The 21,489-nt window shown below is 70.0% G+C and carries 26 protein-coding genes; 11 read left to right on the top strand and 15 right to left on the bottom strand.

The window, feature by feature from the left end; translation table 11 throughout:
- Window positions 1-34 precede the first annotated feature (34 nt).
- Entirely contained in the window at window positions 35-682 is a 648-nt protein-coding gene (locus AB0M47_RS17170) for a hypothetical protein (protein ID WP_363414124.1), read from the top strand.
- On the opposite strand, the gene AB0M47_RS17165 is transcribed toward AB0M47_RS17170, so the two are convergent.
- The 3 genes from AB0M47_RS17165 to AB0M47_RS17155 form a co-directional block, all read right to left on the bottom strand.
- Entirely contained in the window at window positions 649-1,503 is an 855-nt protein-coding gene (locus tag AB0M47_RS17165) for an SWIM zinc finger family protein (RefSeq protein WP_363414122.1), read from the bottom strand. The genes AB0M47_RS17170 and AB0M47_RS17165 overlap by 34 nt on opposite strands.
- The gene (locus AB0M47_RS17160; RefSeq protein ID WP_363414120.1) at window positions 1,500-4,433 is read right to left on the bottom strand and encodes a DEAD/DEAH box helicase; all 2,934 of its coding nucleotides are present in this window, start codon (window positions 4,431-4,433) and stop codon (window positions 1,500-1,502) included. Before AB0M47_RS17160 ends, AB0M47_RS17165 begins: the two co-directional genes overlap by 4 nt.
- A gap of 83 nt (window positions 4,434-4,516) precedes the next feature.
- On the bottom strand, window positions 4,517-5,782 hold the full coding sequence (locus AB0M47_RS17155) for a sialidase family protein (RefSeq protein WP_363414117.1): 1,266 nt from the start codon (window positions 5,780-5,782) through the stop codon (window positions 4,517-4,519).
- A gap of 160 nt (window positions 5,783-5,942) precedes the next feature.
- Here AB0M47_RS17155 and AB0M47_RS17150 point away from each other — a divergent pair, with 160 nt between their 5' ends.
- Entirely contained in the window at window positions 5,943-7,934 is a 1,992-nt protein-coding gene (locus AB0M47_RS17150) for a family 10 glycosylhydrolase (protein ID WP_363414114.1), read from the top strand.
- 55 nt (window positions 7,935-7,989) lie between these two features.
- On the opposite strand, the gene AB0M47_RS17145 is transcribed toward AB0M47_RS17150, so the two are convergent.
- The 3 genes from AB0M47_RS17145 to AB0M47_RS17135 form a co-directional block, all read right to left on the bottom strand.
- Window positions 7,990-8,766, bottom strand: coding sequence for a metalloregulator ArsR/SmtB family transcription factor (locus AB0M47_RS17145; RefSeq protein ID WP_253754714.1), 777 nt, complete (start codon window positions 8,764-8,766; stop codon window positions 7,990-7,992).
- 106 nt (window positions 8,767-8,872) lie between these two features.
- Complete coding sequence (locus tag AB0M47_RS17140; RefSeq protein ID WP_363414111.1) at window positions 8,873-9,094, bottom strand: LPXTG cell wall anchor domain-containing protein; 222 nt, start codon at window positions 9,092-9,094, stop codon at window positions 8,873-8,875.
- Window positions 9,095-9,119: 25 nt separating this feature from the next.
- Complete coding sequence (locus AB0M47_RS17135; protein ID WP_363414109.1) at window positions 9,120-9,764, bottom strand: pentapeptide repeat-containing protein; 645 nt, start codon at window positions 9,762-9,764, stop codon at window positions 9,120-9,122.
- 159 nt (window positions 9,765-9,923) lie between these two features.
- On the opposite strand from AB0M47_RS17135, the gene AB0M47_RS17130 reads away from it, so the two are divergent.
- The 4 genes from AB0M47_RS17130 to AB0M47_RS17115 are packed head-to-tail and all read left to right on the top strand — an operon-like array spanning window position 9,924 to window position 11,646.
- A complete protein-coding gene (locus AB0M47_RS17130; protein ID WP_290865673.1) occupies window positions 9,924-10,160 on the top strand; it encodes a hypothetical protein in 237 nt (78 codons plus the stop codon).
- On the top strand, window positions 10,157-10,567 hold the full coding sequence (locus AB0M47_RS17125; protein ID WP_363414107.1) for a hypothetical protein: 411 nt from the start codon (window positions 10,157-10,159) through the stop codon (window positions 10,565-10,567). Before AB0M47_RS17130 ends, AB0M47_RS17125 begins: the two co-directional genes overlap by 4 nt.
- Before the next feature lie 51 nt (window positions 10,568-10,618).
- Entirely contained in the window at window positions 10,619-11,224 is a 606-nt protein-coding gene (locus AB0M47_RS17120) for a GNAT family N-acetyltransferase (RefSeq protein WP_363414104.1), read from the top strand.
- A complete protein-coding gene (locus tag AB0M47_RS17115; protein ID WP_363414101.1) occupies window positions 11,206-11,646 on the top strand; it encodes a GNAT family N-acetyltransferase in 441 nt (146 codons plus the stop codon). The genes AB0M47_RS17120 and AB0M47_RS17115 overlap by 19 nt, the downstream gene beginning before the upstream one ends.
- On the opposite strand, the gene AB0M47_RS17110 is transcribed toward AB0M47_RS17115, so the two are convergent.
- A complete protein-coding gene (locus AB0M47_RS17110; RefSeq protein WP_363414098.1) occupies window positions 11,639-12,607 on the bottom strand; it encodes a 2-dehydropantoate 2-reductase in 969 nt (322 codons plus the stop codon). The two genes, AB0M47_RS17115 and AB0M47_RS17110, sit on opposite strands and share 8 nt — an antisense overlap.
- 4 nt (window positions 12,608-12,611) lie before the next feature.
- Window positions 12,612-12,806 carry a hypothetical protein gene (locus AB0M47_RS17105; RefSeq protein ID WP_363414095.1) on the bottom strand — a complete coding sequence of 65 codons (195 nt, stop codon included), beginning with the start codon at window positions 12,804-12,806 and terminating at the stop codon, window positions 12,612-12,614.
- 322 nt (window positions 12,807-13,128) lie between these two features.
- On the opposite strand from AB0M47_RS17105, the gene AB0M47_RS17100 reads away from it, so the two are divergent.
- Window positions 13,129-13,776, top strand: a complete 648-nt coding sequence (locus tag AB0M47_RS17100; protein ID WP_363414092.1) for a phosphoribosyltransferase family protein — start codon at window positions 13,129-13,131, stop codon at window positions 13,774-13,776.
- A gap of 63 nt (window positions 13,777-13,839) precedes the next feature.
- Entirely contained in the window at window positions 13,840-14,277 is a 438-nt protein-coding gene (locus AB0M47_RS17095) for an NUDIX domain-containing protein (protein WP_363414089.1), read from the top strand.
- Here AB0M47_RS17095 and AB0M47_RS17090 read toward each other — a convergent pair.
- The 5 genes from AB0M47_RS17090 to AB0M47_RS17070 all read right to left on the bottom strand — a co-directional run bounded on the left by AB0M47_RS17090 (window position 14,258) and on the right by AB0M47_RS17070 (window position 17,738).
- Window positions 14,258-14,989, bottom strand: coding sequence for a protein phosphatase 2C domain-containing protein (locus AB0M47_RS17090; protein WP_363414086.1), 732 nt, complete (start codon window positions 14,987-14,989; stop codon window positions 14,258-14,260). The two genes, AB0M47_RS17095 and AB0M47_RS17090, sit on opposite strands and share 20 nt — an antisense overlap.
- On the bottom strand, window positions 14,990-15,379 hold the full coding sequence (locus AB0M47_RS17085) for a hypothetical protein (protein ID WP_363414083.1): 390 nt from the start codon (window positions 15,377-15,379) through the stop codon (window positions 14,990-14,992).
- Window positions 15,376-15,657, bottom strand: a complete 282-nt coding sequence (locus tag AB0M47_RS17080; protein ID WP_363414080.1) for a hypothetical protein — start codon at window positions 15,655-15,657, stop codon at window positions 15,376-15,378. The genes AB0M47_RS17085 and AB0M47_RS17080 overlap by 4 nt, the downstream gene beginning before the upstream one ends.
- A 354-nt stretch (window positions 15,658-16,011) precedes the next feature.
- Window positions 16,012-16,698 (bottom strand): acVLRF1 family peptidyl-tRNA hydrolase, encoded by a 687-nt coding sequence (locus AB0M47_RS17075; RefSeq protein ID WP_363414077.1) that lies wholly within the window; start codon window positions 16,696-16,698, stop codon window positions 16,012-16,014.
- Entirely contained in the window at window positions 16,695-17,738 is a 1,044-nt protein-coding gene (locus tag AB0M47_RS17070) for an aminotransferase class V-fold PLP-dependent enzyme (protein ID WP_363414074.1), read from the bottom strand. Before AB0M47_RS17070 ends, AB0M47_RS17075 begins: the two co-directional genes overlap by 4 nt.
- Before the next feature lie 68 nt (window positions 17,739-17,806).
- On the opposite strand from AB0M47_RS17070, the gene AB0M47_RS17065 reads away from it, so the two are divergent.
- From AB0M47_RS17065 to AB0M47_RS17055, 3 genes are read left to right on the top strand one after another with little or no spacing between them, the layout of a single operon-like run.
- Window positions 17,807-18,481, top strand: coding sequence for a DNA alkylation repair protein (locus AB0M47_RS17065; RefSeq protein ID WP_363414071.1), 675 nt, complete (start codon window positions 17,807-17,809; stop codon window positions 18,479-18,481).
- 20 nt (window positions 18,482-18,501) lie between these two features.
- The gene (locus AB0M47_RS17060) at window positions 18,502-19,104 is read left to right on the top strand and encodes a DUF1349 domain-containing protein (protein WP_363414068.1); all 603 of its coding nucleotides are present in this window, start codon (window positions 18,502-18,504) and stop codon (window positions 19,102-19,104) included.
- Window positions 19,094-20,473 carry a M20/M25/M40 family metallo-hydrolase gene (locus AB0M47_RS17055; protein ID WP_363414065.1) on the top strand — a complete coding sequence of 460 codons (1,380 nt, stop codon included), beginning with the start codon at window positions 19,094-19,096 and terminating at the stop codon, window positions 20,471-20,473. Before AB0M47_RS17060 ends, AB0M47_RS17055 begins: the two co-directional genes overlap by 11 nt.
- A 171-nt stretch (window positions 20,474-20,644) precedes the next feature.
- On the opposite strand, the gene AB0M47_RS17050 is transcribed toward AB0M47_RS17055, so the two are convergent.
- Entirely contained in the window at window positions 20,645-21,007 is a 363-nt protein-coding gene (locus AB0M47_RS17050; protein WP_363414062.1) for an STAS/SEC14 domain-containing protein, read from the bottom strand.
- 50 nt (window positions 21,008-21,057) lie between these two features.
- Window positions 21,058-21,477: a hypothetical protein gene (locus tag AB0M47_RS17045; RefSeq protein ID WP_363414059.1), complete on the bottom strand. Its 420-nt coding sequence runs from the start codon at window positions 21,475-21,477 to the stop codon at window positions 21,058-21,060.
- Between the last annotated feature and the right edge of the window lie 12 nt (window positions 21,478-21,489).

Raw genomic sequence — 21,489 nt, 5'->3', positions numbered from 1 at the left:
ACCACCTACATTCGCACTCCATATCGTAGGCCCCATGCTAGCAAAAGACCCCTACACAGCGGCACTGCACCGGCTCGGCCACTTCCAGTCGGCGCTCGACCGGGCCGATACCCCCGAAATCCGGGCCGAGCTGCTCATCGACCGGTTCTTCTGGCAAGGCGAGGACCACGACGCGGCGCAGTACGCGGTCGACGCCCTCGACCCGGCGTCGACCACCGGCCGATACCTGGCCGCCCGTCACGCGTACAGCCGCTTGTTGTTCGAGCACGAGGTCCGGCCGGACGACCAGGCCGTGGTGCGCGTGGGCTACGAGGCGGCCGCCGCGGATCCGCAGCTGGCCGGCTGGGGCGAGTTCCACCTGGGCGTCTTCGCCGACAACATCCTGGAAGACCCGATCGCGGCGAAGGCCCACTTCGACCGGGCGGCCATGGACGGCAACCCGCTGTTGCAGTCCTATGTGGTGCGTCATCTGTCGGTGCACGAACCCGAGCGGGCCCTCGACCACCTGCGCCACTCGCTCTACCTGCGGGCCACGCTCGGCTACCGGCCGCAGACCGCGGCCGCGATGGTGGCACTGGCCGACGCGCTGCCCGAGGGTGACGAGCGGCAGCATCTGCGGGCGGCGGCACTGGTCACCGCGCAGGAGCTTCAGCTGTCCTGGCTGCTCGGCGCGCTTTCCTGAGCAGCGGAGCCTGACCCGGCGGAGACTCCGGTGATCAGCAGGCCCACCTCGGCTCCGCCCACGGACGACGGCGGCGTGCCGAGCTGGCGCGACAACGGGACATCCGGCAGCCCGACGGGTGGGGCCGGCGGAAGCGGGGTCGGCGACGACCACCACCGCGACACCGGCGGCTCCTCCCCGGGCTCGCCGAGCGCCGCCGCCGTGCCCACCACCGGCGTGACGACGCCGGAGCCCCGCTGCACCTGCAACGCGTCAAGCAGATCGGACCGCGTACGCCCGCGCCAGAGCAGCAGCGTGAACGGATCCTCGTCGAACCGCTCGGCGAGCAGGTAGCACGCGGCGGCGATGTGCTTGCACGGCCAGCCCCAGTCCGGGCACGAGCAGTCCAGCGACACGTCGGTGGCACGGGTCGGGAACAGCGGCACGCCCTCGGCGGCGAACAGGTCGACGAGTTCGTGCGGCACCTGACCGGCCAGCAGATGCGCCGCGAACAGGGCCTGCGCGGCGAGCTGCCGCTCCAGCCCCGCCCAGGTCGCCTCGCCGAGCGGCGGGAACCCGAGCCGCACCTTGTACGGAGTGGCCCGCGACCCCTGCACGGCGGCGCTGACCAGACCGGGCTGGACGTCCAGCGAGAGCACCTGCCCGGCTCGGGCGTACGACCGACCTCGGGTCAGCCTTCCCTTGTCCGCGAACGATTCCAGCGCGCCGATGAACGCCTTCGACCACCAGGTGTCCCCGATCGAACCTCTCGCCGACCGGGCCTTGATACCGCCCGCCACCTTGCGGGGACGGCCGAACTCACGCCACTGCGGGGTCGTCACTCGACCACCGCCGATCGGTCGAGAGTGAACAGGTCACGCAGGTCGTCGGTGCTCAACTCGGTGATCCAGCCCTCGCCCGTGCCGACGATCCGCTCGGCCAGGTCGCGCTTCTCGGCCAGCATCGCCGAGATGCGCTCCTCGACCGTGCCCGCGCAGACGAACTTGCGTACCTGCACGTTGCGCTTCTGTCCGATGCGGAACGCGCGGTCGGTCGCCTGGTCCTCGACCGCCGGATTCCACCAACGGTCCACGTGGATGACATGGTTGGCCGCCGTCAGTGTCAGACCGGTACCGCCCGCCTTCAACGACAGCACGAAGATCGGCGGGCCGTCGTCAGCTTGGCTGCGCCGCTGATCCAGGGCGTGACCGCCTTGGAAGCGCTGGACCATCTCGTCGCGGCCGGACTTCGCGACGCCGCCGTGCAGGAACAGCACCTCACGCCCGAACCGCCCGGTCAGGTACGCCTGCAACGCGCCGCCGAACTCGGCGTACTGGGAGAACAGGAGCGCCTTCTCCCCCGCTTCGAGGACCTCTTCGAGGATCTCCTCCAGCCGCGCCAGCTTCCCGGACCGCCCGGCCAGCCGCGAACCGTCGCGCAGCAACTGCGCCGGGTGGTTGCACACCTGCTTGAGCTTGGTCATCGTGGCCAGCACCAGGCCCTTGCGCTCGATGCCCTCGGCGCCCTCGATCGCCGCCAGCGCGTCGTCCACAATGGCCTGATACAGGGTGGCCTGCTCCGCCGTCAGGTTGCAGACCACCTCCATCTCCAGCTTCTCCGGCAGGTCCGAGATGATCGACTTGTCGGTCTTCAACCGCCGCAGCACGAACGGCTGGGTCAACCGCCGCAATCGCTCCGCCGCCGCCTGATCGCCCTGCCGCTGAATCGGCTCGGCATAGGCCCGCTTGAACTCCGAGGCCGGCCCGAGCAGCCCCGGATTCGCGAACTCCATGATCGCCCAGAGGTCTGCGAGGCGGTTCTCCACCGGCGTACCGGTGACTGCGATCTTGTGCCGCGCGGGCAGCGACCGGATCGCCACCGCCTGCCGCGTCGCCGCGTTCTTGATCGCCTGCGCCTCGTCGACCACCACGCGATGCCACTGGATCCTGCTCAGCGCCTCCGCGTCCCGGGCCGCGAGGGCATAGGTCGTCACGACCAGGTCCGCGCCCCGCACGGCCTCCGGGAAACTCTCGCCCTGCGCCCGTTCAGCCCCGTGATGCACGTGTACGCGTAGAGCAGGGGCGAATTTGGCGGCTTCCCGTTCCCAGTTCCCGACCAGCGACATCGGACACACCAGCAGCGTAGGTCCGACGTTTTCCCTGCTCAGCAGGGCTAGAAGCTGGACCGTCTTGCCCAAGCCCATCGAATCCGCGAGGACGGCGCCGAGGCCCAGCCGTTCGAGGAAGGCCAGCCACGACAGGCCCCGTTGCTGGTAAGGCCGCAGTACGCCGGTGAACTGCCCGGACGGCTCGACGGCCGTTATCTTCTCGCCGTCCAGCAGTCCGCGTACCCATCCGGAGGCCTGGACGTCGACCACCGGCAGCCCGGCAGCCGCCGCCGGAGCGCCCGTGAGCAGGTCGAGCACGCTCATCTGGCCCTTGGTCGCCATGAGCGCGAGGCCGGCGGCGAGCCGCTTGGCGTCGAGCTCGACCCATTGCCCCCGTACGCGCACCAGCGGAGCCTTGACCTTGGCCAGCCGCTTGAGTTCGGCCTCGGTGAGGGTGTGGTCGCCGAGGGCGAGTTGCCACTCGTAGTCGATCATCGCGTCGAGACCGAGGGTCGTGCCGTTGGCGACGGTCGCGGGCGCGGTCGGGGATTTCGCGGTGAGTTTCGCGCCGATGCGCGCCGCCGGCTTGCCCCACCAACTGGGCAGCAGTACGCCGAACCCGGCCCCGGCGAGCAGGGGCGCGGCGTCGCGGAGGAACGCGTGCGCCTCGGCGGTGTCGAGCGGAAGGTCGGCCGGGCGGGCGGCGGCGAGCGCGCGATCGAGGTACGGCCAGAGCCGGGCGGCCCGGCCGAGTTCGGCGAGGAAAGTCTCTTGTGGAGCGTCGAGGTAGCGGGCGAGGGCGGTGTGACCGCGCTGGGACTCCCAGATGTCGCCGGCCGGGACCACGAGGCTGGGTTCGTCGGCGGCTTGCAGGGACAGTTCGACGCGCCACGGGTCGTCGGACTCCGGGTCGAGCGGCTCGACCAGCCGGAAGAAGGCGCGGACCGAGCCGGCGGCCGCGTCGCGTGCCCATTGGTCGAGGTCGTGGCGGAGCTTGGCGAGCTGCTCCGGGGTGGCGGTGAACGCGCGACGGGTCCCGGCGAGCGCGCCCGGCCAGGTGTCGGCGTCCTCGGGCGGTAATGCCGTCCGAGCGGCCGCGTCGACCAGCGCGTCCAGGGTTTGGGCGAAGACTTCTTCGGCCGGCCGCAGTTCCCCGGCCTCCGACGTACGCCCGACGGGTGGCATCGCGTGGAGCAACGTCTGCACCCACGGGCGGTCCTCGCCGGTGAGCACCGGCCGCCACAGGGCGAGTGGGACGTCGTCGGTGCCGCCGACGGTGGGCACGACGCGACCGCGCGCGACCAGGTCGACGGCGTAGCGGGCGACCTCGGCCAGGTGTCGGATCGTCCCGCCGGCTCCGTCGGGCGGGGTCAGCAGGAACTCCAGCGCTTCGTCGGCGTCCAGCTCGACGGTCGGGACCTGCCAGGGGGCGAGCTTAGGCGCCCGATGCCCAGGCGCGTCCTCCCGGAACAGCTCCGGCGACTCCAGCGGTCGTCCACCGGCACTGGGCAGCAGAAACGTGGCCTCGCCGGGCTTGCCGTACACGTCGGGGGCCACGGCGTACGGATGGATTCGGCGGCTCTTGCCGACGGCGGGCAGGGTCGAGTCCTCAGCCCAGAGGGCGAGTCCGCCGGCGGCCCGCCACACCCCGTGCACCACGAGCATCCTTCACAACCCCCCAACGCGCCGCTGCCAGGAGATTCTATGAGCCGGGCCCGACAGGCGTACCCACCGGACCCGGCCGACGGTCACGGTTCGGTCTGGCCGTTGAGGAGCCAGGGCAGGTTGACCTTGCGGAACACGATCGAGCGGTGCGACGTGCTGTTGGCGTCGGCGTTCTCGTTGACCTCGATCAGCGCGCCCACGTAGTAGTCGGCGGTCTTGGCCATGCTGCTGTAGCCGCCCTCCTGCACGTTCGCCGTGCCCAGCTCCGACCAGGCGGGCAGCGGGGCGTCGCTGGTCTTGCGCCAGATCGGCCAGGTCACCCCTTCGTCATAGCTGATCCGGAACTCCATGTCGGTACGCGTGACGGTGCTGGGCGGGTTCAGGAACACGATCCGGGTCGGGTCGTCGAGGTTGTACCGGATGATCGAGCCTTCGCAGCGCGGGTCGAGCAGCGTCGAGTCGGCGGCGTACGCGCCGAAGCCGCCTTCGATGGTGCCCCGGGTGACCCAGCGTCGCTTGGCGATGTTCCACAGTCCGTCGGAGGCCCGGTCGTTGCGGTAGAGGCGGCCGTCGGTCAGCTCGAGGATGGTGCCTTCGTTGGTGCCGTCCTGGACGGTGCCGTCGGCGGGATCGGTGATCAGGGCGTATTTCCAGGTCGCGCCGTGGTCGTCGCTGTAGATGTTGCGGTGCAGCGCGGGGATGACCAGGCGTCCGGCGTGCGCGCCGACGGTCAGTTGTACGCCGGCGCCCGGGCCCATCGCGTCCCAGACCCAGGTCTTGCCGTTGAGCGTCTTCGGCTTCAGCGACTCGGTGAGGTCCTGCGGCGTCGTCCAGGTCAGCCCGTCGTCGGTGCTCTTGGACAGGTAGACCTTGCGGTGCTCCCAGGCGTTCATCTTGGTGGTGCCGGTGGCGCCGTTCTCGCTGACGCCTTCGGGGTTCCAGCTCAGGAACAGGAAGATCGTGCCGGTGGTGCGGTCGACCACGGCGGTGGGGTTGCCCCAGGTGCCCTGGCCCGCGCCGACCACTTCGCGCAGCGACGACCAGGTGGCGCCGTTGTCGGTGGAGCGCTTGTAGACGAGGTTGATGTTGCCGTAGTCGACGTTGGCCGAGGCGCGGCCTTCGACGAAGGCGAGAAGCGTGTTCGGCGTGGTGCGGATCAGCGACGGGATCCGGAACGAGTGGTAGGTGATCCCGTTGAGGACCTCGCTGCCACCGCCGTCGAAGAGAAGCTTCTCGGTGTGGATCGCGGTCGCGGCCTGCGCCGGGGCGGCGGTCGTCAGGCAGGCGGCGGCCGCGATCAAGACCGCGACCAGCCCGGACATGGGACGTGGGATGTTGGGTCTGTGCACTGCGTTCCTCCTTGGAGACGCGTGGGCGGTGAGAGCATCATCCGCGCTTCGCCGTCGATGTCAAGAGGGGAAGTCACGTCTTCACAAAGTGATGAGCGCTGTGGTAAATCATTCACACCACATCGACGACCGCACCAGCATCGATCGAGAGGATCCCCCTATGCGCCGTCTCACGGTCTCGGTCCTGCTGGCCGCGGTGGTCGCTCTGGTGACGTCCGCACTGCCCGCCACCGCCAATCCCGCGCAGCCTCGGGTCGGCGGCGGGCAGTCGGACGGCGTCACCGCCGCCGTCGTGTGCACGCCCAACCCCGCGACCCCGTTGCGCCAGCTGCGCGCGATGTGGATCGCCAGCGTCACCAACATCGACTGGCCCAGCGCGACGGGGCTGAGCGCGGCCACGCAGCAGGCCCAGTTCAAGTCGTGGCTCGATCTGGCCGTGCAGCACAACATGAACGCCGTCGTCGTGCAGATCCGCCCGACGGCCGACGCGTTCTGGCCCTCGACCTACGAGCCCTGGTCCCGCTACCTCACCGGTACGCAGGGCGTCAGCCCCGGCTACGACCCGCTGGCCTTCATGGTGAGCGAGGCGCACGCCCGCAACCTGGAGTTCCACGCCTGGTTCAACCCGTATCGGGTCGCGTTGACCACCGACCTGACGACGCTGACGGCGACCCACCCGGCGCGTACGCATCCTGACTGGACCTTCGCCTACGACGGCCGGCGCTACTACAACCCCGGCATTCCGGCGGTGCGGACGTTCGTCGAGGACGCGATGATGGACGCGGTCACCAAGTACGACGTCGACGGCGTGCACTGGGACGACTACTTCTACCCGTACCCCGTCTCCGGGGTGGCCATCCCGGACGCGGCGACCTACGCGCAGTACGGCGGCGGCTTCGCCGACGTGGCCGACTGGCGGCGCAACAACGTCGACCTGCTCGTGCAGGAGATGTCCCAGCGCATCCACGCCGCCAAGCCCTGGGTCAAGTTCGGGATCAGCCCGTTCGGCATCTGGCGCAACGCGAGCACCGACGCGCTCGGTTCGCAGACCAGCGGCCTCCAGTCGTACGACGCGATCTACGCCGACTCCCGCAAGTGGGTGAAGTCCGGCTGGCTGGACTACATCGCCCCGCAGATCTACTGGCACATCGGTTTCACCACGGCCGACTACGCGGTCTTGATGCCCTGGTGGGCCGACGTGGTGGCGGGCACGAACACGCAGCTCTACATCGGGCAGGCGACGTACCGGGTCGGGGCGTCCGGCCAGTCCGCCCAGTGGCAGACGACGACCGAGCTGACCAATCACCTGATGCTCAACCGCGATTACTCTGAAGTGGACGGAGACATCCACTTCAGCGCCAACGACATCCTCGCCGACCGGCTCGGCGGCGTCACCCGGCTCACGGCCGACCACTACACCCGGCCCGCGCTCCCGCCCCTGTCGGTCACCGGCACGCCGCCGGCCTCACCCGCCACTCCGACTGGTACGCGAGTGAGCACCGGCGTCCAGCTCACCTGGACCGGATCGGGCACGTCGTACGCCGTCTACCGGATCGCCGGGGCCGGACCGGCCGACGCCTGCGCCTTCACCGACGCGACGAACCTGCTGACCACCGTACGCGGAACGGCGTACCTGGATAAGTCGGCGGTCGCCGGGCAGACCTACACCTACTACGTGACCGCTTTGGACCGCCTGCAGAACCAGAGCGCGCCGAGCACCGGGCGTACGGTGAGCGGCGGCCCGTTCAGCGTCATCGTGGACAACACCGACAGCGGCCGGTTCACCGCCAGCGCCAACTGGGGCAGCTCGGCGTACTCGACGCAGCGGTACGGCGCCGACTACCGGTTCGCCAACCCGCAGTCGGTCTCCGACGCCGCCTGGTGGAAGGCCGACATCCCAGCGGCCGGCAGCTACAAGATCGCGGTCTGGTACCCCGCCAACAGCGGATACAACAGCGCCACCCCGTTCGTCGTCGCCACCACCACCGGCAACGTGACGGTCTCGGTCGATCAACGGTCGACCGGCGGGACCTGGGTGAACCTCGGCACGTTCACACTGGCGGCGGGCGACCACAACGTGGTCGGCGTCAGCCGGTGGACGACCGGGACCGGCTACGTCATCGCGGACGCCGTACGCATCACCGCTGCCTGACTCCCCCTCATGGCAGCACGGAGCCGCCCCGGCCGATCGCCGGGGCGGCTTCGTCTCACACTGCCAGCGGCTCGCCGGTCTCCAGCAGCGACTTGAGGCTGGACAGCAGCGGCGGCCAGCCGCCACGGATGCCTTCGAGCACCTGGCTGCCCGGCTGGAAGCCGTCCTGGATCACGGTCAGCTTGACGACGTCGCCCTGCGGTTCCAGCTCGAACGTCAGCCGCGACCGCGGCTCGGCGGCCATCTCCGGCGGCATGCCGCCCACCATCTCCTGGAACTCGGGCGTGAAGGTGTGCCACGTGTACGACAGCCGGCGGTACGGCTGCGACTCCAGGATCACCTGCTCCGGATCGGCCATCCGCAGCCCCTTGTAGATCCAGGTGATCGTCGAGCCCTTCTGCCAATCGGTCTCGAACTCGGTTCCCCAGTAGCGGCTGGTGAACGCCGGATCGGTCAGCGCCTGCCACAGCTTCTCCGGCGTGGTCCGGATGTACGTCGTGTACACGAACTCGGTGTCGCTCATGGGTTCTCCCTCCAATGCCCGCTTCAGGTCGGCCAAGGCCTGCGCACGCGCCCGGCCGTACTGCCCGATCCACCGGTCGGCGATCGAGTTGATCGGTTCGGCGTTGAGGTAGTGGTACTTCTCCCGGCCCCGCCACACGGTCGTGACCAGGTTGGCCGCCTCCAGCACGGCCAGGTGCTTGCTCACCGACTGCCGCGCCATCCGCAGCCCGGCGCACAGCTCCCGCAAGGTCTGCCCGTTGCGCTCGTTCAGACTGTCGAGCAGCTGCCGCCGGCTCGGATCGGCCAGCGCCCGGAAGACGTCGTCCATACCCACCTCAGATATGCAGCCTCTTGGCTGCCTTTAACGATAGGCAGCCTATCGGCTGCATGTCAATCGGAACGCGCCGAATCCCCAGCTCAATCCGCCGAGATCGTCAATCCACCGAGACCGCGATGAGTCCCCCGATCGCGATCACGAACCCCAGCGCCGCGAAGGCGATCCCACCCAGCCGTTCCTCCCGCCGGGACGGATTCGCCTCCCGCCGGGACCGCCAGAGCAGCCAGCCGCCGATCGCGAGGAGAACCAGGCCCAGCACCGGATAGCCGCCGGTGGACAGCGGGTTGATCGCCACCGGACGCGCGACGAGAGAGATCATCGGCCGAGGCTACAAGGCGGCGGCCTCAGCGCTCCACGGTGATGCCGAGCGCGCCGGCGAGCAGCTCGGTCAGCACGACCAGATCGTCCGCGCGAACCGTCGCCCCGGCCAGGCTCGCCACCCCGCCGAGCCCGCTCAGGTCGCAGTCGACGAACCGGGCGCCCTCAAGCTTGGCGTTGCTGAACTGAGCGGCGGTCAGATCGCAGCGCTCGAAGAGCACCCCCCGCAGATCCGCCCCGACGAAATCGGCCCGCCGCAGATCGCAGCCGACGAACGCCGACTTGGTGAAGGTCGTCGCGCGCCACGTCGTCAGATCGAGCCGGCAGTCGCGCAGGGTGACATCCCGCAGCGCGCCACCGATGTAGACCATCCCGGTGCCGCGGCACTCGACCAACTCCACCCGCCGCAGGCCACACCGGTCGGCGTTCAGGTTCGCCAGGTCGCAGTGATGCAGCGCGCAGTCGACGAAGGTGGCCCTCTCCAGGCGTACGCCCCCGAGCCGGACGCGGGTGAGCCGGCTCTGCTCCACCTCCAGCCCGGCGGCCTCCCCCTCGAACGTCTCACCGGCGAGGTCGAGCTGCCACCACGCCTCCTCCTCGTCGAGGACCGGCGTCCCGGTCGACCACTCGGCAGGCAGATTCGGCGGTGCGGGCTGCGAAGCTTTCGTCACGCGCCGAACCTAGCCCACCGCCCCGACAAGATCGGCAGAGAAATCTCGCAAATGCCGTCGTAATGCGGTAACCCCATGAGATCGAATTACTGCATGGCAACCCTCGCACCACCTCGAGCAGTCGCGCCGCCGCGTGCATACACGACGTATGCTCGCCCGATGGCGTACACCTCCATCCGGGTCACCACCGAGGTACGCGACCGGCTCGCGCTGATCGCCGACCAGCGCGGCATCAGCCTCGGCAAGCTCCTCATGGAGTTCGCCGAGAAGACCCTGACCCCCGAAGAGCTGAAGGCTCGTGGCGAAGCCGTCCGCGAGTTCTTCCGTGAGACCTACGGGCAGGTCATCACCGATGAAGGTCTCGCGGAAGCCAACAAGTGGTTGGACTCGCTGTGACCGACGATCGCGTGAAACCCCTACTCCTCGACACCTCGGCGCTACGGGCGATCGGGCAGGTCCAATGGCTGTCCACGCTGCTGAATCAAGCCCATTTCCGTCCTGATCGCCCAGTTCTGGCCCCGGTCGTGTGCCTCGCCTACGCGGGGCGCGACCGTCCGCATCTCATCAAACACGTCGGCCAGTTGCCTGCCGTCTCGGTTATCCCGTTCGACTTCGGGGACGCGCTGTCCTACGAAGAATGGCGAGCGGGACAGGGCTGGCAGAAGCCTGACCTAGACGTCGCCCATGCCGCCTCGGCGGCACTACCGGGCCCGGAGTACCCCGGCGGAGCTGCGATCATCACGGATTCACCCCAGCTCTACCTCGCCTGGCCGGAGATCAAGACGAGACGCCTGGAGTCCTGAGGATGAGGCCGGGAGGTTGACAGGGAACGCGAAAGCATTTCGAATACTCCGGTGATCGAGATCCGCATCGCGGTTCCCGCCGACCTTCCGGCTCTGGCGGCGACGATGGCCGACGCGTTCGACGGCGACCCCGTGTGGTCGTGGATGCTGCACCACGACTCCGACAGCGCGGCCCGGCAACGGCAGCGGCTCACGTTGCTGTTCGGCGCGCTGCTGCGGCATTCCGTGCCGAAGGGACGGGTGTTCACCACCGACGACCGGCAGGCGCTGACGATCTGGTCGCCGCCCGGCGACTGGAAGCTGCCGGCCCCGGCCATGGTGCGGGCCGCTCCCTCGATCGCCCGGGCGGCGGGCGTACGCCTGCCGAGGTTGCTCGGCCGGCTCGGGGATGTCGAGAAGCATCATGACAAGCAGCCGCCGGAGCACTGGTATCTGGAGTTCATCGCGACCGCGTCGGCGGCGCAGGGCAGCGGGCTGGGATCGGCGCTGCTCCAGGCCGGGCTCGACCGGTTCGACGGGGACGGCGTACCGGTGTATCTGGAGTCGTCGAATCCGCGGAACCTGCCGTTCTACGAGCGGCACGGGTTCGAGGTGACCGGGAACCTGCCCGTGTCGGCCGGGCCGGAACAATGGACGCTATGGCGCAAACCCCAGTGACACCAGGGTACGAAGTCGACGACGACCCGGCTCGGATCGACGTCGACACGGCGTACGCGTTCCTGTCGACGGAGGCTTATTGGGGCCGGTGGCGTACCCGTGAAGACTTCGTGGAGCAGGTGCGGACCGCGTGGCGGGTCGTCGGAGCCTTCGACTCCGACGGCAAGCTGGTGGGGTTCGCGCGGGCCGTGTCCGACGGGCTGGCCATCGCGTATCTGGCGGATGTCTATGTGGACGACGCCCACCGCGGGCACGGGCTGGGCGTGGCGCTGGTGCACAAGATGATCGAGGATGGGCCGGGCCGCGAGTTCCGGTGGATGCTGCACACGAGCGACGCGCACGGTCTGTACGAGAAGTTCGGGTTCGGACCGACCACGGCGATGGAACGGCCCGCGGGGCCGAGCCGGCGGCCGATCAGCTGAGCCATTCCTCGACGGTGAGGGTGCCCGGCGGGCGGTGCTCGGCGGCGAACCGGGTCGCCCACCGCTGTATGCGTTCGTTGAGCGGGGCGGGGCGGCCGAGCTGCCGCGCCAGCTGCACGATCTCGCCGTTGAGGTAGTCGGTCTCAATGCTGCCGGTGCCGCGCTCAAGGCTCTGCCAGGACGAGCTGCCCGAGCGGGAACCCTTGAGCTGGAGGATGTCGCCGCGACGGCGGCGGTCCTCCGCCTCGGAGACGTACGCGATCCCGGCGGCGTCGAGGACGGCGGCCGCCTCGGCACGCGCCTCGGCGACCAGCTCCTCGACCCGCTCGGCGGGTACGCACACCGCCCGGATGCCGTTGCCGAGGTTGACCAGGAGTTTGCAGTACTTCCACGGCATGATGTGCTCGCGGAGTTCACTGACGAACCCGGCGCTGCGCAGGTCAGCAGATATCCGGGCCGCCTGGTCGTCCAAACCGGACGGGATTCGTCCGATGTCGAGGATGCCCGGCACCGGCGCGCAGTCCGCCCGGACGACCCCGGGTTCCAGATGGGTCGCGGGCAGCATCACGCAGATGCCGTAGACGTCGGCGAAGTAGCGCAGCGCCAGGCGCTCGTTGGCGACACCGTTCTGCAGGCAGACGACGGTGAGGCCGCGTACGCCGGTCCGCGCGACGCTCTGCAGCGCGGCTTCGGTGTCGTTGCCCTTGACCGCCAGCAGCACGACGTCTCCGTCGCGCAGCCCCAATTCCGCAGGATCGGCGGCGGCGTCCAGCTTGAGCTGGTGCACTGTGCCGGGCGTCTGGACCTGCAGCCCGTCCCGGCGGATCGCCGCCAGATGGTCACCCCGGGCCAGCAGCGCGACCTCATGACCGGCCACCGCGAGCAGCCCGCCGACCACACCGCCGACCGCGCCCGCACCCAGGATCACATAGCGGACCGGGTGCGGGTGCGGGTGCGACATCGGATCAGCCGGCGCGGCGGTTGGACCAGATTCGCTGGGCCTGGCCCTGCGAGTTCTTCGGGACGAAGTGCGGCTTGCCGTGCGTCTGCTGCGCCTGGCCGCCCTTCTTGCCCTTGGCCCGGCGTTCCGCCCGCGTCAAGCCGGCGTCCGGGTCCTGGTCCGGCTCGGTGGCCTCGTTCTCAGGAAGTTCTTCTCGCATGACGTGTCTCCTCGCATTGGATCGGGCGCGCAGCTCGGCGCCCGGAACGGACCGATGACTGGGCGGTGCCGCAGGCCGTGAACTCGGGGTTCGGCGAACCCAGGCTCCAACGGCGGCGGCGAGACCTCACGCGATGTACATGTCCGCGAGCGTAACAGCCCCTAGCCGATCTTGTGCAACTCATTTTCGGGCGTGCTGCCGGTCATTTTCCGGCATCTCGCCGGAACGGGCTGCGTACGCAGGGCGAACCGGCGAGGCCTCGGCCGGCTGATCGCGGACGATCAGGGGTGCCGTGCGCGGGAACCGGGAGGAGAATGGCAGGGTGAACGCGTTCCGGGATCGTGCCGACGCCGGTCGCCGGCTGGCCGCCCGGCTCGTCGAAGCCGGGAGTGTTCCAGCTCGCGCCGAACGCGGTGAGGTGGTCGTCCTCGGGCTGCCGCGGGGCGGCGTACCGGTGGCCGCCGAGATCGCCGCCGTCCTGGGCGCCCCGCTCGACGTCATCGTCGTCCGCAAACTCGGCCATCCCGAGCAGCCCGAATTCGCCGTCGGCGCGATCGGTGAGGAGAACGCCCGAATCCTGACCGCCGGCGCGCGGGGTCTGCCCGAATCCGCCGTCGCCCGCATCAGCGCGGTCGAATCCGCCGAGCTGGACCGCCGAGTCCGGCGGCTACGCGGCGACCGTCCGCCGGTGCCGCTCCAGGGCCGGACCGCACTCATCGTCGACGACGGCATCGCTACCGGCGCGACCGCCGCAGTCGCCTGCCAAGTCGCCCGCGTACGCGGCGCGACCAGGGTGATCGTCGCCGCCCCGGTCGCCCCACCGGGCGCGATCGCCGACCTGGCGCCGCTGGCCGACGAGGTGATCGCCGTCGTCACGCCGGACGTGTTCCACGCTGTCGGCGCCTGGTACGACGACTTCTCCGCGACGACGGACGACGAGGTCGCCGCGATCCTGACCCAACCCGCCTGACCCAACCCCGCCTGACCCGCCTGCGGGCCGGTCCACGGCCAAGATCGGTGGAATGATCGCTGCATGGCGACCTACGAAGTAGCAGCGGTCCTACTGGTGGACGCGGACGGCGCGCTCCTCATGCAGTTGCGGGACGAGTACGCCCCTGTCTCCCCCAACCAATGGGCGCTGCCCGGCGGCCGCATCGAACCCGGCGAGTCCCCCATCGAAGCGGCACGGCGCGAACTGCTCGAGGAGACCGGCCTGGTCGCCGACATCGAGCACTTCTGGTCCGGGCCGCGCCCCTACGAGGAGGGCTTCCCGCACCAGGTGACCTTCCACTTCTTCGCCGGCTACACCGACGCCAAGCAGAAGGACGTGGTGCTCGGCGAGGGCCTCGCGATGATCTTCATCCCCCGCGAGCAGACGCTCGACCGGGATCTCTCCGCTTCGGCGGCGATGCTCGTGCCGATGTTCCTGAAGTCCGAGCGCTACACCGAACTCACGCGGACGGGTGCATAGGCGTCTCGCCGGCCACGACGTCCCAAGCCACGACGGTCGCGCTGTCCACGCCGCGGCCGTCGTGCACCGCCCGCATCATCTGGGCGACCGCTGCGTCCAGCGGCCCGTCGTCCGGGTCCCCGAAGAAGTCGAGCACGCCGTCGGTGACCAGGGCGATGCGCGTACGGCCCGGCCGTAGCGCGTGCACGCCCGAGGCGTAGCTGGGCACGTCCAGCCGCAAGCTGTCGACCCGCCCCACCCATTCGAAGAACGACCGCTGGTTCAGCGTCCGCTGGCCCAGCCGGGCCAGCTCAGGATGCAGCACGAACGCCAGATTGTCGCCGATGTTCAGCCACGCCACGAACCGGTCCTTGCGCGCCACGGCCAGCACCGCCGCCTCCCCCGCCAGGTGGTCCAGCTCCGCGACCCGCATCCGCTTCATCAGATGGGTACGCACAACGCGAAGCGCGTCCGCCGCGGGCCGAGCCATGACGGCGTCCACCTCAGGGTCGTCGTGCAGCAGCTCGACCAGGTAGGCCGCACTGTCCGCCCCGCCGTGGCCGTCGGCGACCACGGCCAGCTCCCAGTCCTCGCCTTGCCGCAGTGCCGCCGCGTCCTCGTTCTTGACCGCCCCCGCCTCGGTACGCCCGCCGTAGCGCCCCAGCACCAAGCGGCCGACCGCCACCGCCGACGGCTCGTCGAGGTATGCCTGATCCGCCCCCGCCCACCACACCTAGTTCATCCGCTCGACCAACGCCGCCTCCAGTACGCGCAACGCGGCCTCGGACTCAGTAGTCATCACCGGCACGTTCGAGCCGAGGGACAACATGCAGGTGTGAGCCAGGCCGATCCTTCCGACTCGCTGTGCCACTAAGCCGGTGACCCTCGCGTCATCGGCCTGAACGGGCTCGACCTGGATGGCGGGCAGATTCACCAGAACGTCCAGCAGATGCGCGGCATCCTCCGACGCGACTCGATAGGCTTCCGCCAGACAGGCCGCCGAGACGACCATCGTTCGCCGACGACGCTCGCAGGCAATCAGCTCACGTCCCAGCACGGGCGACGTCTGCTCCGCATAGGACAGCAGCGCACCGGTGTCCAGCAGCCATTGGACGTCGGTCATGGAATGATCCCCTGCCGCCAACGCTCCAGCGTCGCCGCATTCCTGGCGCGGAACTCCGGATCATCACGCATCGCGTCGACCTCACGGTGCCGCCTGATGATCTTCGCGAGCTCTTCTTCGGAAACGTCGTCGATAGCGGCCTGTTCGATCGCCTGGTTGAGGGCCTCGGTGCGGACTCGCTGGCGCAGCGCCTCGGCGACATAAGCCGACGTGTTCGGCTGCGCCTGTGCGATCGCGGCCAGGTCGTCGGGCAGGCTGATCGTCAGCTTCACGGTCATACCACCTCACGCTAGTTGGTGTTACCGCAGTGGTCAATTGACCTCACCACCTGACCGAGAAGCTGTCTAGGTCATTGCGGAGGAAGTTATGTCCGCGCAGGTCAAGGCCGTGAAACCGGTGACTGTGAAGCCTGACAAGCAAACAGGCCCCGACTCGGGTGAGTCGGGGCCCGTTCACGTTGGCGGTGCCGCCGGTCGCCTCTCGGCGCGTGGCGCAGTACGGCTCCAGCCGGACGGTATTCCGTAATGGCGTTAGGTGAGGCCCGGGGACACTGTCGCGGCACCAGCATCCACAACGATAGGGACCCGGATCGGATTCCCCCAGTGGCGTGGATCACTCCGGACCGGCGTGGATCACTCCGATGCCGGGTCGACGACGTGGACGGGGACGGCGCGGGCGAGCGGGATGGTGTCGAGGAGTACGGCGTGGCGCGGTTCGGCGACGTCGAGCAGCCGGCCTTGACGGAGGTCGGCGAGCGCGGTCAGCCGCTTGTCGGCGAGGATCGCCTCCACCGTCGGGCGGTCGCCGCCGCAGACCAGGGCGGCCATCTTCCCGGCGTACGGGAGGAGGATGCGGGTGGCCACGTCGGCGGCCTCGCGTACGCCGGCCGCCGCCTGGTTGCCGCGCCGCCGCGCGTAGCGCTGCTGCGACCAGCCTCCAGCAGCGGTACGCGCCTGGACGTAGAACGTCTCGACCTTCGAGGCGACCAGGTCGGGGCCGTCCGCGACGCCGATCGCGGCCGCGTTGCGCCGGGCCAGGAGCAGGCCGAGGACGCGGGGTTCCTGGGCGGCGGCGACGAACCGGTCCAGGTCGAGCAGGCTGGGCGCCGCCACCACCGGCAGCGTCATCCCGGGCGCGAGATGGAACGTCGCGGTCGAGCCGTCCGCGCCGGCAAGGCGAAGCCAGCCCTGATCGGCGGAGGCGACGGGGGCCACGGTGACCGAGCCGTGGCGCGTACGGAAGCCGGAGATCCACTTCGAGAGCCGCTCCGGGTCGACGTCGACCCAGCGGCCACCGCCGGCAGCGGGACGGGAACTCATCCGAGCAGGGCCGCAACCGCCGCGTCCACGTCGGCGTCGGTGCTGTAGACGTGGAACGACGCCCGCACGCCGCCCGCGCGGACGGCGGCGCGAATGCCGGCTCGCTCCAATTTCTGCTGGGCGTCGGGCACGTCCACGGTGACGATCGCCGAGTCGCCCGGCTCCTGCCCCAGCTCTCGCAGGAACCGGTTCGCCAGACGCAGGTTGTGCGCGTGGATGCGCTCGACGCCGATGTCCTCGATCACCTCCAGCGCCGGGGCGGTCCCGACCCACGGGAACCACGCCGGGGACAGGTCGAACGCCCGCGCGTCCTTGGCCAGCCGCAACGGCATGCCGTAGTAGGACCCGTGCGGGTCGTCTCCCGCGTACCAGCCGGCCTGGATCGGCCGCACCCGCTCGCGCACGCGCGGCGCCAGATAGGCGAAGCCACTCCCTCTCGGGGACATCAACCACTTGTACGCACCGACGGCGACGACGTCGGCGAGCGAGCCGTCATAGGGCAGCCACCCGGTGGCCTGCGTGGCGTCGACCACCACGAGCGCGCCGACCGCCCGTGCGGCGGCCGAGATCGCGGCGAGGTCGGCGACCCGGCCGTTCGCCGACTGGACCAGCGCGAACGCGACGACGTCGACGCCCGGGACGATGGCGTCCAGGTAGCCGTCCAGTGACGCCGTACGCACGGTGACGCCACGGTCGGCGTGCACGGCCCACGGAAAGACGTTGGAGGTGAACTCGATGTCCGGGACGAGCACCGTCGCGCCGTCGGGCAGCGCGGCCGCGACCGGCGCGAGCAGCTGCGACACCTGCGCACCGACGGCTACGTCCGCCGCATCGACGCCGATGAGCCGGGCGAAGACCTCCCGCGCTCGCTGGGTGGCTGCGTCCCAGCCCTCCCAGGACGTACGCCCGGTGCGCCAGTCGGCCTGGGCCGCCTGCATCGCCTGCCAAGCCGGTTCCGGCGGAAGCCCGTAGCTGGCGGTGTTGAGCCACCCGGGCTCGGGTTGCCACAGCGCCGGCGGAGTCCAAGTCGCAGTGTCCACGACCTGAGTATGGCAGTCTGAACGCAGCGTGATCACGGCCAATTCGGGAAGGGTGGCATGAGGTCGGCATGGCGGAACTCGCGACCACTTTCCTGACACGGTTGCGGGAGACGCTACCCCGTCACGCGGATCCCGACCGCGCCGCCGCGATGGCGAAATACATGCGCGACCAGTTCCCGTTCCTCGGCATCCCCAGCACACCGCTGGCCGCCCTCCAGCGGGAGGTGGCGACGGGTCTGCCCCGGCCGGAGTCGGCCGACGCCGCCGAGATCGCCCTCGGGTGCTGGTCGTTCGACGAGCGCGAGTACCAATACGTCGCCTGCGGCTACCTGCGCAAGTACGCCACAGTGCTGGACGAGGACTTCATCGGGATCGCCCGCGAGCTGATCGTCGTCAAACCCTGGTGGGACACCGTGGACGCCCTCGCGGCGCACGTCGTCGGGCCACTCGTCTCGGCGTACCCGTCGCTGGAAAGCGTGCTGGACCAGTGGGCACGCGGCAGCCAGATGTGGCTGACCCGCACGGCGATCCTGCATCAATTGCGCTACCAGGGGGAGACCGACGCGGACCGGTTGTTCCGCTACTGCGCGGCGCAGGCCGGGCACCCGGACTTCTTCATCCGCAAAGCCATCGGGTGGGCCTTGCGCGAGTACGCGAAGACCGACCCGGACGCGGTCCGGAAGTTCGTGGCCGCAACCGAGCTGTCGGGGTTGTCACGACGCGAAGCCTTGAAGAACCTATGAGTAGCGGGCAGGCTTCTGCGATGGAGTTCACCCTGCCCGCGGTGCCGCTCAAATTCGAGTGGATCGTCCCCCCGACCGAGTGCGGCCTGAACGACGGCGTGCTGAGCGCGTCCGCCCCCGCCCAGACCGATCTGTTCGTCGATCCGGCGGACAACACGACGAAGATCAATGCTCCGCGCGCGCTCGCCGACGCCCCGGACGGCGACTGGCGGCTGTCCGCCCGAGTACGCGTGACGTTCCACGACGCGTTCGACGCCGGGACACTGCTGGTGTGGATCGACGACACGCACTGGGCCAAGCTCTGCTTCGAGGTCTCCCCGAGCGGCGTGCCCGGTGTCGTGAGCGTGGTCTGCGACGGCGTGGCCGACGACGCGAACGCCTGGCCGGTGGCCGATCCGCACGAGGGCGTCTGGCTGCGGATCGCCCGGCACGGCGGGGCGTACGCGTTCCACGCCGGCGTCGACGGGCAGCGCTGGGAGTTCGTGCGCAACTTCGCCATCGGTTCCGGACCCGCACAGGTGGGCTTCGTCGCGCAGGCCCCGACCGGGTCGGGCTGCAACGTCGTCTTCGACCACATCGAGTACGCCCCGTCCGCGCCGAGCGATCTGCGCGATGGCAGCTGAGCAGCGGTCTACCGCCGCCGCCTCCTCGCGAGGCGGCGGCGCTCAGCCGCGGCTGGCCGCCCGGCTCGACGCCGTCATGCCGGGCGTACGGGCGGATCTGGAGCGGCTGGTCCGCATCCCGAGCGTCTCCGCGCCCGGCTTCGACTTCTCCCCCATCGACCGGTCCGCCGACCTGGTGGCGTCGCTGCTGACCGAGTGCGGACTCGAGACCCGCCTCGTGGCCGCGGGCGGCCGACCGGCCGTCCTCGCCACCCGGCGGCTGCCGGGCCGCCCGACCGTCCTGCTGTACGCCCACCACGACGTCCAGCCGACGGGCGATCCGGCGCTCTGGACCAGCGACCCGTTCGAGCCGGTGGAACGCGACGGCCGCCTATACGGTCGCGGCGCGGCCGACGACAAGGCCGGGATCATGGTGCACGTCGCGGCCCTGCGCGCACTCGGCGACGACCTCGGGGTCGGCGTGGTCGTCTTCGTCGAAGGCGAGGAGGAGTACGGCACCGGCGCGACCCCGCGTCTCCTCCGCCAGTTGCGGTCCGACCTTCAGGCCGACGTCGCGTTGGTGACCGACGTCGGGAACTGGGCGGTCGGCGTACCGGCCGTGACGACGTCCTTGCGCGGCCATGTGACGGCGACCCTGGAGGTCCGCACCCTGTCCCACGCGGTCCATAGTGGAATGTACGGCGGAGCCGTGCCCGACGCGGTGATCGCGCTGTCGCGCCTGATCGCGACGTTCCACGACGACGCCGGCGACCTCGCGATCGCCGGGCTCGCCACCACACCCGACCCGGCGATCGACTACCCGGCCGACCGCCTGTACGCCGAGGCCGGCGGCACACCGTTCGGCACCGGCATCGCTACCGCGCGCATGTGGAGCCGCCCGTCGGTGAGCATCCTCGGCATGGAGGTGCCGCCCATCGAAGGCGCGACCAGCACCCTGACTCCGGTCGCCCGGGCCCTGATCAGCCTCCGCATCGCGCCGACAGAGGATCCGTCGCGGGCGTTCGCCTTGCTGGAGGCGCACGTTCGCCGCAACATTCCTTGGGGCGCAACGGTCACGCTGACCCGTCGCGGAGCGGCACCAGGCTTGGCGGTCGACTCGACCGGCCCGGTCTACGACCAGGTCCGTGCCGCGCTACGGGACGCGTGGGACGGCGTCGACCCGGTCGAGATCGGCTCCGGCGGATCGATCCCGCTGCTGCTCGACCTGGCCGAGGTACTCCCCGACACGACGATCGTCCTCAACGGCGTCGAGGACCCCGACAGCCGGGCACACGGGATCGACGAAAGCCTGCACCTGGGCGAGTTCCGGCGAGCCTGCCTGGCCGAAACCCTGTTCCTGCACCGCCTCGCTTCGCCCCCGCCCCGCTGATCCCCCCCCGCTCTCGCCCTCCGCTCTCGCCCCCCGCTCTCGCCCCCAGCTCTCGCCCCGTTGATCATGGAGTTAACTGTGGTCTCGACGGTGTGTCGAGGTAGGAAAGTCCATGATCAACGCGGATGAGCGGGGCGGCGCGAGCCGGGGCGCGTGGTCGGTGCGGCGCGGCTAGCGCGTGAGCCAGGCGACGGCGGCGTCATATTCCGCGTTGGGGAAGACCTTCGCCTCGCCCGGGATCATCCAGGTGAACGCCTTGATCGCGTGTGCGATCCACTCGACGTCGGTGACCACGGCGACCCGGTCGAACGACTTCAGGTGCCCCGCGCCGAGTTTGGCGTCCTGCCACATCGCGTCGCCCTGCATGCCCTGGTACTCCGGGCCGAGGCGATACACCATGCGCAGCTTGCCACCACCCGCCAACGCCTGCTCGATCGCCGGCACGAGGACCTGCCGGTAGTCGTCGGCGGTGATCTCCCCGGTCGCGTCGGCGCCGAGGACACCTTCCGGCAGGCCTTCGATGATCGTGATCATGCGGCTGACGCTACCTTCGGCGTACCGGGGCGCGTCGGGATTCCCGCAGATCAGGGCACTTCGGCGGCACGCCGCCGGCGGAGCACGCCGTAGCCCAGCGCAGCCGCCCCGGCACAGACCCAGGCCAGGTTGCCGATGACGCCACGCGCCATCACCGACTGGTCGGTCAGGCCAGAACGGTAGGACACGGCGAGGTTGATCAGAGTCGCCGCAAAGAGGGGAAGCATGACCACCCATACGGCGAACGGCAGCGCGAGGAGGACCGGTTTGACCTTGCGCCAAGGGATCCGGCCCCACTGCCGGTCGTTGATCGTGTAGAGGACCACACCCAGGCTCACGAAGGCGAACGGCACCGGAAGCAGCTGCTCGACCTGGCCGTTCAAGAGCGGCCCACCCGGGCGGAGAGTGTCCAGCCATACCGCCACGCCGAGAAGGAAACCGGTGATGCCCGCCGCCACGACTCCACGCATGCGCTGAGGGTA

The organism is Hamadaea sp. NPDC051192, assembly GCF_040682475.1.
Taxonomy (GTDB): Bacteria; Actinomycetota; Actinomycetes; order Mycobacteriales; family Micromonosporaceae; genus Hamadaea; species Hamadaea flava.
The sequence above is the reverse complement of the archived record's forward strand: the minus strand, read 5'-3'. Positions and strand labels throughout refer to the sequence as shown.

What these genes read in the sequence shown, in the direction of transcription:
- AB0M47_RS17110 (WP_363414098.1), bottom strand. Translation starts at nt 12,607, where the DNA reads ATGTCGCACCCGCACCCGCACCCGGTCCGCTATGTGATCCTGGGTGCG.
- AB0M47_RS17105 (WP_363414095.1), bottom strand. Translation starts at nt 12,806, where the DNA reads ATGCGAGAAGAACTTCCTGAGAACGAGGCCACCGAGCCGGACCAGGAC.
- AB0M47_RS17045 (WP_363414059.1), bottom strand. Translation starts at nt 21,477, where the DNA reads ATGCGTGGAGTCGTGGCGGCGGGCATCACCGGTTTCCTTCTCGGCGTG.
- AB0M47_RS17080 (WP_363414080.1), bottom strand. Translation starts at nt 15,657, where the DNA reads ATGACCGTGAAGCTGACGATCAGCCTGCCCGACGACCTGGCCGCGATC.
- AB0M47_RS17130 (WP_290865673.1), top strand. Translation starts at nt 9,924, where the DNA reads ATGGCGTACACCTCCATCCGGGTCACCACCGAGGTACGCGACCGGCTC.
- AB0M47_RS17050 (WP_363414062.1), bottom strand. Translation starts at nt 21,007, where the DNA reads ATGATCACGATCATCGAAGGCCTGCCGGAAGGTGTCCTCGGCGCCGAC.
- AB0M47_RS17075 (WP_363414077.1), bottom strand. Translation starts at nt 16,698, where the DNA reads ATGAGTTCCCGTCCCGCTGCCGGCGGTGGCCGCTGGGTCGACGTCGAC.
- AB0M47_RS17115 (WP_363414101.1), top strand. Translation starts at nt 11,206, where the DNA reads ATGGCGCAAACCCCAGTGACACCAGGGTACGAAGTCGACGACGACCCG.
- AB0M47_RS17095 (WP_363414089.1), top strand. Translation starts at nt 13,840, where the DNA reads ATGGCGACCTACGAAGTAGCAGCGGTCCTACTGGTGGACGCGGACGGC.
- AB0M47_RS17145 (WP_253754714.1), bottom strand. Translation starts at nt 8,766, where the DNA reads ATGGACGACGTCTTCCGGGCGCTGGCCGATCCGAGCCGGCGGCAGCTG.
- AB0M47_RS17150 (WP_363414114.1), top strand. Translation starts at nt 5,943, where the DNA reads ATGCGCCGTCTCACGGTCTCGGTCCTGCTGGCCGCGGTGGTCGCTCTG.
- AB0M47_RS17060 (WP_363414068.1), top strand. Translation starts at nt 18,502, where the DNA reads ATGGAGTTCACCCTGCCCGCGGTGCCGCTCAAATTCGAGTGGATCGTC.
- AB0M47_RS17065 (WP_363414071.1), top strand. Translation starts at nt 17,807, where the DNA reads ATGGCGGAACTCGCGACCACTTTCCTGACACGGTTGCGGGAGACGCTA.
- AB0M47_RS17140 (WP_363414111.1), bottom strand. Translation starts at nt 9,094, where the DNA reads ATGATCTCTCTCGTCGCGCGTCCGGTGGCGATCAACCCGCTGTCCACC.
- AB0M47_RS17170 (WP_363414124.1), top strand. Translation starts at nt 35, where the DNA reads ATGCTAGCAAAAGACCCCTACACAGCGGCACTGCACCGGCTCGGCCAC.
- AB0M47_RS17085 (WP_363414083.1), bottom strand. Translation starts at nt 15,379, where the DNA reads ATGACCGACGTCCAATGGCTGCTGGACACCGGTGCGCTGCTGTCCTAT.
- AB0M47_RS17160 (WP_363414120.1), bottom strand. Translation starts at nt 4,433, where the DNA reads ATGCTCGTGGTGCACGGGGTGTGGCGGGCCGCCGGCGGACTCGCCCTC.
- AB0M47_RS17055 (WP_363414065.1), top strand. Translation starts at nt 19,094, where the DNA reads ATGGCAGCTGAGCAGCGGTCTACCGCCGCCGCCTCCTCGCGAGGCGGC.